This is a genomic window from Rhizobium laguerreae, from assembly GCF_002008165.1.
Lineage (GTDB): Bacteria > Pseudomonadota > Alphaproteobacteria > Rhizobiales > Rhizobiaceae > Rhizobium > Rhizobium laguerreae.
The window spans coordinates 162,834-171,804 of record NZ_MRDM01000015.1 but is presented as its reverse complement, the minus strand read 5'-3'; the positions used below and the strand labels follow the sequence as shown (position 1 = coordinate 171,804).

Below are 8,971 nucleotides of genomic sequence, written 5' to 3'. Positions count from 1 at the left end.
CCCCACAGGATCGCATCCAGATCAGGAAAACTTATTCCCTTCAACAACATAGAAAGATGGGCGTTATGAAACAGGATTGTAATCGTCCGTCCATTCAGCAATGGCGCGCTTCGGGCATGATCGAGGCCGAAAAACAGGCTTTCGTTGAGCAACTCGTCGTTGTTGCGACCCCAGGGAATCATCGGTTCAACCCAAAAGCCAGAGCGTTTTTCAGCAGCCTGCTAGACCGTCTTTCCGACACATGTCCTTCACCACCTCCCGCTTTCGAGCAGGCCTTAGAGCTTTCGCCGCATGACCTCCTGCAACATCTCGCGGACCAGCGCCAGATCTGCGAATGTTCGTTTCAACAGGGCGTTTTCGTCTTCGAACTGCCTCAGCTTCTTCATTTCCGAACTGGCATCACTCACGTCCCAAGGCGTGTCCGCTTCTGGCGAAGACGCCTCGACTTCGACGATTTCGCGGATCGCCGACATCTCGCTTAGGACCATCCGTTTCAACCGGGCGTTTTCGTCTTCGAACTGGTCCAGCTTCTTCATTTCCGGAGTGGCATCACTCGCGTCCCGAGGCGTGCCCGCTTCTGGTGAAGTGTTCCCGAGATCTTCGCGGATCCCCGCGATGGTGAGTCGTCCGCCTGCTCTGCGCGATGCGATTCGCTTTAACTGCGTAATGTGGTCAGCGTCGTACCGCCGGTGGCCCTTTTTTGAGCGATCCGGTACAACGAGACCCTCCTTCTCCCAAAGCCGAAGCGTCGATGTAGTAGATCCCGCAATACGTGCAGCTTCCGCAATGGTATAGATTTTTTTCTGGTTCATCTCGGCACTTTTGTTCATGCGCAATTTGCTGGTTAGAGGCACGCTCGATCCAAGGAAGCGCCTTGAACGCCGCAATGTTTGCAAAACGCGTACGTACAGGGAGACACGGGTACATTTCGAGAAAATACCCGTGGCGGGTCAAAAACAGTGCCGGATTTCATAACCACGTTTTGATCACTCGCAACAGCGACGCTAGCGAATTTATCAGTCAGCCGGCAAGGTCCTGATGTCCCAGGGCCAACGAGATCATGAAACTCGGCGCCGGGCTTGCAGGAAACGCGCCGCTCATCGTTCTCGACGACGCCTCGCGGCGAGTAAAAGCATAGCGGACCGGCTCGGCTATCTTGGACTTGCCGGAGGCCGCTATATTCTTAGGGAGTCCGAGGACGGTGGGTGTGGCCGAACACCGCCTCGAGCACGGCAGCGTCTGCTGCCTCGCCTTAAGCAAAGGGAGGGCCAGCCCGCTCCTATTTGGCCTCAAGGAATGCTCGAATTCGCTCTCCCGCCTGAGCAATGCTCAACAAGCCATCCATATGTCCTCGCGTACCTTCCAGTTCCACGAATTCGACCGGCGTACCGTCTGATTTAATAATCGTTCCTGTCCCGCGCACGGCATCTCCAGGAAAGATGAGGTCTTCATCGGTATAGATCAGCATCACGGGCACATCGATATTCAGAAGCCCTTTGTAGAGGCTGTCTTTGGGCTGTCCAGCGACGAACAGCTGATTGGCGCGCGCGAGATAAAGGAAATGGTTCGCATCTGACTGGGCTACTCGTGCTGCGCCCGCCTCGTTCAGCTTCGTGACAACCTTATAATCATTCGCCCAACTCTGCCCGGGATCCGCACCTTCGCTGGCCCAGTCACGCCCAAATGTACCGTCGGTCCATTCTGCCGAATTTGCCTGCAACGTTAAAGTCTTCATCGCTTGAGCCAGCCCTGCATTCGGCGCCTGGCCTGTGTAATAATCTCCACCGTTCCAGTTTGGATCCAGTTTGATCGGCGACGCCCATACGTCCAGCCACGCGATAAGGTTCGCGTCTGCCCAACCAGAGGAAATGACCGGAATCACCCGCTCCAACTTGTCGGGATAGCGTGCTGCCCATTCATAGCTTTGCAGCCCTCCCATGGAGGCGCCCATGACAGCATGCCATTTCCCAATCCCCAGTTGCTCCATCAGCCCTTTCTGCGTATCAACGAAATCGCCGATTGTCATGATCGGGAAATCCATACCCCAAGGCTTTCCTGTTTTGGGATTGGTCGTCGCCGGGCCGGTGGTGATGACATTCGGATCGTTGGCACCGAGATTGACGGGTGTGTCGACCGACACAACAAAGTATTTATCCGTATCAACGGGCTTGCCGGACCCTATGATCGCATCCCAATAGCCAGCGCTTACATCCGCCTCCTTATATTTTCCCGCCGCGTGACTGTTTCCGCTGAAATAATGCGGAATCAGGATGGCATTATCCTTGGCGTCGTTCAGCGTGCCATAAGTTTCATACCCCAGCCGCATTTCGGGAACCGTCCTGCCTCCACGTGTTACGAAGTTTTTCAGGGTAAATTCCCGCTTTTCAACCAATGGCTCGTACGCCAATGCAGGGCCGGCCATCATGGCAATAGTGATGAGTATTTTCAGACGCATTTACTTCTCCTTGGTCGGATTACCAACGAAACAAAGCGGTGGCCTCAGCCTTCCAAAGCCGTATCCTAGTCACTGGATTTCACATTGATCCAGGTCAAAACTTCTCAGCTTCTAAGGGGCTTATTCGCCCCTGTGGGATCATGTCGCCGCCAGACCGCGGCGACTTCTCAAGAGTAATACTCTGGTGCCTTCTTGAAGGTCGACCACGCAGCTGGGTCGTGACCGGTGACGACGTTTGCCCCCGTCCTTTCCGCGATTGTGCGCAGCTTCTGTACAGAGCGAACAGTATCCACCGTCGATGCGAGGAAGCCCGGCAGCGCCTTTTCTTCCCAATGGTCGAGTGTGTAGGCGGCATCGATCGTCAGAAGCAGCGGTTCGCTGCTGGGAAGGCGGACGAGAAAGGATTGATGGCCCATCGCATGGCCAGGACTGAAGATCGTCGTCAGCGTTCCGTCGCCATAAACATCATAAAAATCGTCTTGAGTGCCGTTCAAAAACTGCCATTTCAGACCCGGGCGATCGAAATCTTTGCGGATATAGCCGCCACCGGCAAACCAGTCGGGCGTGAAGGCATATTCATATTCGGCCCTCTGCACGATATGCGTGGCATTCGGAAAGCGGCCGATCGCGCCGGTATGGTCGAGATGCAGGTGGGACTGCACGACATATCTAACCTCGGCCGGATCGAAGCCGAGAGCTTTGACCTGATCGACGCAGCCTTTGTCCTTGTCAAGAACGGGCCAGTACACGTCGCAAATACCGCCCCAATGGCCGCGGGGGTCCGTTGCCACTTCAATGGCGTTGCCACCGTCGATGATCGTGTGACCGTCGGGATGGGTGATGAGGTAAAAGGGAACCGGGATTTCGTAATCAGCGCCATTTCCCTGATTCATTTTGATGTTGTGCACCTTGCATTTCAGGGTGCCGGACTGAAGCATGTAAAGTCTGATATCCGTCACGTTGGATCCTCCCGCGGTGATTTGAACGGTGAATTTCTGCGGAAAGCTTCAGAAGGCTTCCCGATAAAGGGCAAGCGCGTCTTCTTCCCGGACTTCGACCGGATTGTTGACGAGAAGGCGGGTTTGTTTCATCGCGTCTGCGGCGAGCATGGCGAGACTGTTGTCGGTTACACCGACATCGCGAAGCCGTCGCGGCGCGCCGCTTTCATCCATCAGCACCTGCATATGGGCAACAAAGTACTCCGAACGGGCCGTGGCGTCGCCGCTTCCCGTGACGCCAAGCACATCGGCAAGCTCGGCGTAAAGCGGGGCAGCTGCCTGCGCATTGTAGCGAAGGACTGGACCGAGCATCAGAGCGTTCGAAAGACCATGCGGAATGTGATAATGTCCACCCAACGGATAGGCCAATGCGTGGACGGCAGCCACCGGGGAGTTGGAGAAGGCCTGGCCCGCAAGAGTTGCACCGAGAAGCATGCCTTCACGAGCATCCCGATTGGAAGGCTCCTTGCAGGCAGCAATAAGATTGCGGCCGAGCAGCCGCAGGGCTTCGCGTGCCAACGCATCCGAAAGCGGGTTTTTCTTGTGCTTGCTGGTATAGGCTTCAATGGCGTGCACCATCGCATCGATACCAGTTGCGGCGGTGTGAACCTGCGGCAAACCGACGGTAAGTTCTGCATCCAGCAGCACGAAATCCGCGTATAGCTCCGGCGACACGACCCCCATCTTGGTCGTCTCGCCTGTGGTGATGATGGAAATATTGGTAACTTCGGAACCTGTGCCTGCCGTCGTCGGAACGAGAACGAGTGGGAAGCGCGCGCCCTGAACTTTGCCGACACCATACATATCGGCGAGTGATTGTTCTGATGATAGCAGCACCGCCGCTAGCTTGGCTATGTCCAAGGACGAGCCACCACCGAGACCAATGACAATATCGGCTGCGACTTGCCGCGCCTCCTCGACACAACCATACAAAACGCTTTCCGGTGGATCGGCCACAACCTTGTCGAAAATCGCCACACTGAAACCAGCCGCCTCCAGACTGGCGGCAATGGGTGCAATCATCCCAGCCTTCACCAGGCCCGCGTCGGTGACCAAAAGCACCTTGCGCGCAGCGAAACGCGCAGCGATGATTTGACCTATTCGTTTAGCTCCGCCCCAAGCCATCTCCATGGATGGGACAGTTCGAAATTCGAATGGATTGATCGTCATTAACTCCTCCCTCATTGTCAGCCGTTTACGCGATGGCCGAGCACAGATATTTGATTTCCAGATAGTCATCGATTCCGTAACGGGAGCCTTCCCGTCCGAGGCCGGACTGCTTGACGCCGCCAAATGGCGCCACCTCGTTCGAGATCTGACCGGTGTTATGACCCACCATGCCGTATTCCAGCGCTTCGGCCACTCGCCATGTCCGGCGGATGTTTTCAGTATAAAAATAGGCAGCCAATCCGAATTCCGTGTCGTTGGCCATAGCGAGCGCCTCTTCCTCTGTCTCAAAGCGGAAGAGAGGCGCGACTGGCCCGAAGGTCTCCTCGCGGGCGATCTTCATCGCTTGTGTCGCTCCTGTCAGGACAGTCGGTTCGAAGAATCTCCCGCCGAGGCTGTGTCGCTTGCCACCTACGACCACTTTCGCGCCCTTCCCGATCGCATCGCTAATATGGTCCTCGATCTTGGCGATGGCCTCAGCATCAATCAGCGGTCCAATTGTTACATCCACCTGCGTGCCTTCACCGACTTTCAGCGCAGAAACCTTCGCCGCAAGCTTTTCAGCGAAGACATCGTAAACACCCGACTGCACGTAGATACGGTTTGTGCAGACACAGGTCTGACCAGCATTACGGTATTTCGACGCGACGGCACCGTCGACGGCGGCATCGAGGTCGGCGTCGTCGAAAACGATGAAGGGTGCGTTGCCGCCGAGCTCCATGGACAGTTTCTTTATCGTCGGCGCAGACTGCGCCATGAGAATTCGCCCCACCTCGGTCGACCCGGTGAAAGACAGTTTTTTGACTATGTCGCTTTCCGTCAGCACCTTGCCGATCTCGCGTGATTTTCCTGTCACAATCTGGAAAACGCCGGCGGGAATACCCGCCTGTTCGGCTAGTACGCCGAGAGCCAGCGCCGTGAGGGGTGTCTGCTCGGCCGGCTTAACCACCATGGTGCAACCGGCAGCCAGCGCAGGCGCCGCCTTGCGTGTGATCATTGCTGCCGGGAAGTTCCACGGCGTGATTGCGGCGCAGACACCGATCGGCTGCTTGAAAACCAGGATGCGCTTGTCGGTGGTTGGTGCGGGTATGATGTCCCCATAGACCCTCTTTGCCTCCTCGGCAAACCATTCGATAAAGGAGGCGGCGTAAAGCATTTCCCCCCTGGCTTCGGACAGCGGCTTGCCCTGTTCAGCCGTCATCAGCGCGGCCAGATCGTCCGCGTTTTCTATTATCAGATAGAACCAGCGGAGCAGGACGGCCGCTCTTTCCTTCGCTGCAAGCGCGCTCCACGAACGGAAGGCAACTTCGGCCGCTACGACCGCCTGCTCAACATCTCCCGCCTCCAGTGAAGGAACGGTGCCGACAATCTCCCCCGTCGCTGGGTTCTTGACGGCGATGTTGTTCTGAGAGCCGGCAACCCATTTGCCATCTATCAGGCATCGATCGCGCAGGAGTTCCGTTTTTTTTAGATTGACCATGATCTCCTCCAAGCATACAGTTCATTTAATTGAACCACTATCGTTATATTGAACTAGCCTGACAGGAGGTATTGGAAGTGTCAAGTACAAGACGCGCCGCAGTGGAAGACACTGCGATCGGCAAATCCGTCGATTCTGTTCCGGCTCTCAGGCGCGCGGTTTCGATCCTCGATCTTGTCACCAATTCTGGCGGCGCAATGTCGGCCGCCGACATCACACGGGCGATGTCGTTGCCGAAGAGTACGGCGCACGGGCTACTTGGTGTCATGGTAGAGCTCGGCCTGCTCGTTCGCAAACAGGACGGCACGTACCGCCTCGGCCCGCATCCTATGCGCTGGGCGCACGGCTTTCTGTCCGAGATGGACATCGTCTCGATTTTCCGAAATTATTTCGCTTCCGATACCACATTGTCGCCTTACACCGTCACATTGACAACTCTTGACCGTGACGAGGTCGTCTATATTGATTGCCGAAATTCCGACCAGCCCCTGGGGCATACTTTCCGGATTGGAATGCGTCTTCCTGCCACCTTTACCGCGACCGGCAAAATGCTGCTTTCCGAAATGCCGGAAGATAAACTCGAGGCGCTGTTCAGCGCAAACTTTCCTCCGCCCATCACCTCCAGAAGCGTCAAAAATCTTGGCTTGCTAAGGCAGGAGCTGGCTGACATCCGTACGCGCGGTTTTTCGATCGATAACGGTCAGGTTCGCGAAGGGATGATTTGCATCGGCACCGCTGTGCGAGATCATACGAGATGCGCGGTTGCCGGCATTGCCATCAGCCTTCTGGAAAGCGAAACAACTCCGGTGCTTATCGAGTCACTCGGAGAGACGATGCGCAGATCAGCCGCCATTCTTTCTGAGCAATTGGGGCATAACAGCTCATCACTCTTCCGTGACGAAGGATAGCGTAGCATTTGGCGAGGGCGGAAATTCATTGCCGACCGAGGGAGACCTGGTGGGGTTGGCTCCGTTTGGGCAGCGCGTCTGTTCCTTGACCCCAACGCAGTCCCAGCCTCGAACCGAAGGGCTGCAAAAATCTTTCATCTGGGCTCACAATCAATCCGATGCGATATCGACGTGTGACCGTCGGGTGATCGATGTCGCGGTTTCCCGCTTCAGTCGAGAATAGCTGCATAAGCAGGCTAACGAAAATCTTCTCCACGTCGACTTGTTGATGAAAGCTTTGCCAGAACCGAGCTCTTGGGGAATTCACGAGAAGCCGTCCTCATATTCAGTGATTCTTCGTGCGCCTTACGGTTCTTTTTCCCTTTCGGAACAGTTTGCGCCGCGGCTTGTACTCGCTTGTTGGCTGGACAGTTGTTCCAGCATCTTGACGCTGGTTGCAGTTTTTACTATACACAGTATTGAACTACGTTCAATATATTGAACTATGTTGCGCCACCGCAGCGTGAGAGGACGCTTCGGCCTACACCGCAAGGGCATGTGTCTTTGCATCAGATCCGGCAATTGCCGTAGAGGAGGAAATCTATGAAAAAGTCGTGGTCTCTGACCATTGCAGCGATCTTTCTGTCCGCCCCCGCTGGCCTCTTGGCTCAGGAGTCAAAGCCCTTCACGATTGGTGTCGTGACGTTCCTGTCCGGCGCACCGGCCGGTCCCTTCGGCATACCCGCAAAGATTGCCGCCGAAGTCTTCGCCGAGCAGGTCAATGCCGGTGGCAAGCTCCCGGCGCCGTATGACAAGGTCGGCTTCGGCGGCCGTCCGATCGAACTCGTCGTCATCGACGAGGCCGGTGGCACCACCAAGCAGGTTTCCGAACTACGCAACCTCGTCGAACAGCAGGGCGTAGACATGATCGTAGGCTACACGTCCTCGGGCGATTGTCTTGCGGTCGCGCCTGTTGCCGAAGAACTGAAGACCATGACACTTCTCTTCGATTGCGGCACGCCGCGCATCTTCGAGGAAGCTGACTACGAATATGTATTCCGCCCCGTTGCAACCGCGACGATGGACAACGCCGGTGCCGCACTCTACGTCAACGAGACAGTCAAGAAATTCAACACCTACGCCGGCATCAACCAGAACTACGCCTGGGGTCAGGACGCCTGGAACGACTTCGAGGGCACACTGAAGAGCCTTCGCCCCGAAGTGACGCTGACGACCTCGCAGATGCCGAAGCTCGGTGCCGGTCAGTACAATACCGAAATTTCCGCAATTCTCGGCAGCAAACCCGATATCATTCATTCGAGCTTCTGGGGTGGCGACCTTGAAGGTCTCGTGCTTCAGGGAGCGCCGCGCGACCTATTCAAAAACGCCACTGTCGTTCTGACGGCAGGCGAAACGGCGATCCATCGCCAGGCCAAACAAATCCCAGATGGCACCATCATCGGCGCCCGCGGTCCAAACGGTATCTTTGCACCGGAGAACGCTTATAACGACTGGTTCAAGGCCGCTTACAACGCCAAGTCCGCCACGCCACCCAGCTATCCGTCCTACCACATGGTGCAGACGCTTTTTGCGGCGAAGTTCGCTTATGAGAAGGCACAGGGCGGCGACACCGCCAAGACGCCGACTACCGAGGAGATCGCCGCTGCTCTCAAGGGCGCCACCTTCCAGGGTCCCTCGGGCGAAGTGAAGATGTCTTTGGGCAAGGGCAACCAGGCTGTGCAGGAAATGGTCTATGGCCGCACCAAAACCGTCGATGGCAAGCTCACCTTCGTCGATGTGATCCGTTACGCCCCGGAAAGGGTGAACCCACCGGAAGGCATGACCAGCCATGAGTGGATCAAGAATAAGCTCAAGTGATCTATTCACCGCGGCATCGCACGCGGGGGTTTCCCGGCGCGTTTGGCGTCGCAATCCCTTTTAAGCGGTTTTCACCCGTCGCGCGCCACGCTGGCACCGAAAGATG

6 protein-coding genes and 3 pseudogenes are annotated in these 8,971 nt (G+C 56.4%); 2 read left to right on the top strand and 7 right to left on the bottom strand.

All coding sequences use genetic code 11. The features are described 5' to 3' along the window. Nucleotides 1-75: 75 nt before the first annotated feature. The 7 genes and pseudogenes from BS630_RS36700 to BS630_RS24020 form a co-directional block, all read right to left on the bottom strand. A pseudogene (locus BS630_RS36700) lies at nucleotides 76-170 on the bottom strand (integrase core domain-containing protein); the annotation flags it as partial. Nucleotides 171-237: 67 nt separating this feature from the next. After that, a pseudogene (locus BS630_RS38140) lies at nucleotides 238-392 on the bottom strand (IS3 family transposase); the annotation flags it as partial. Nucleotides 393-611: 219 nt separating this feature from the next. Next, nucleotides 612-812 (bottom strand): annotated as a pseudogene (locus tag BS630_RS38135) (MerR family transcriptional regulator); the annotation flags it as partial. A gap of 467 nt (nucleotides 813-1,279) precedes the next feature. Further along, nucleotides 1,280-2,455, bottom strand: coding sequence for an E22 family MetX-like putative esterase (locus tag BS630_RS24035; RefSeq protein WP_011654184.1), 1,176 nt, complete (start codon nucleotides 2,453-2,455; stop codon nucleotides 1,280-1,282). A 167-nt stretch (nucleotides 2,456-2,622) separates the two neighbouring features. Next, nucleotides 2,623-3,414 (bottom strand): AttM family quorum-quenching N-acyl homoserine lactonase, encoded by a 792-nt coding sequence (attM, locus tag BS630_RS24030; protein WP_011654183.1) that lies wholly within the window; start codon nucleotides 3,412-3,414, stop codon nucleotides 2,623-2,625. A gap of 48 nt (nucleotides 3,415-3,462) precedes the next feature. Next, nucleotides 3,463-4,623 carry an iron-containing alcohol dehydrogenase gene (locus tag BS630_RS24025; protein ID WP_028744164.1) on the bottom strand — a complete coding sequence of 387 codons (1,161 nt, stop codon included), beginning with the start codon at nucleotides 4,621-4,623 and terminating at the stop codon, nucleotides 3,463-3,465. Between the two features lie 25 nt (nucleotides 4,624-4,648). Then, on the bottom strand, nucleotides 4,649-6,100 hold the full coding sequence (locus BS630_RS24020) for an NAD-dependent succinate-semialdehyde dehydrogenase (protein ID WP_011654181.1): 1,452 nt from the start codon (nucleotides 6,098-6,100) through the stop codon (nucleotides 4,649-4,651). 77 nt (nucleotides 6,101-6,177) lie between these two features. On the opposite strand from BS630_RS24020, the gene BS630_RS24015 reads away from it, so the two are divergent. Together BS630_RS24015 and BS630_RS24005 are read left to right on the top strand one after the other, a co-directional pair. After that, on the top strand, nucleotides 6,178-7,008 hold the full coding sequence (locus BS630_RS24015) for an IclR family transcriptional regulator (RefSeq protein WP_122330914.1): 831 nt from the start codon (nucleotides 6,178-6,180) through the stop codon (nucleotides 7,006-7,008). 582 nt (nucleotides 7,009-7,590) lie between these two features. Next, complete coding sequence (locus tag BS630_RS24005) at nucleotides 7,591-8,865, top strand: ABC transporter substrate-binding protein (protein WP_011654178.1); 1,275 nt, start codon at nucleotides 7,591-7,593, stop codon at nucleotides 8,863-8,865. The last annotated feature ends 106 nt before the right edge of the window (nucleotides 8,866-8,971 follow it).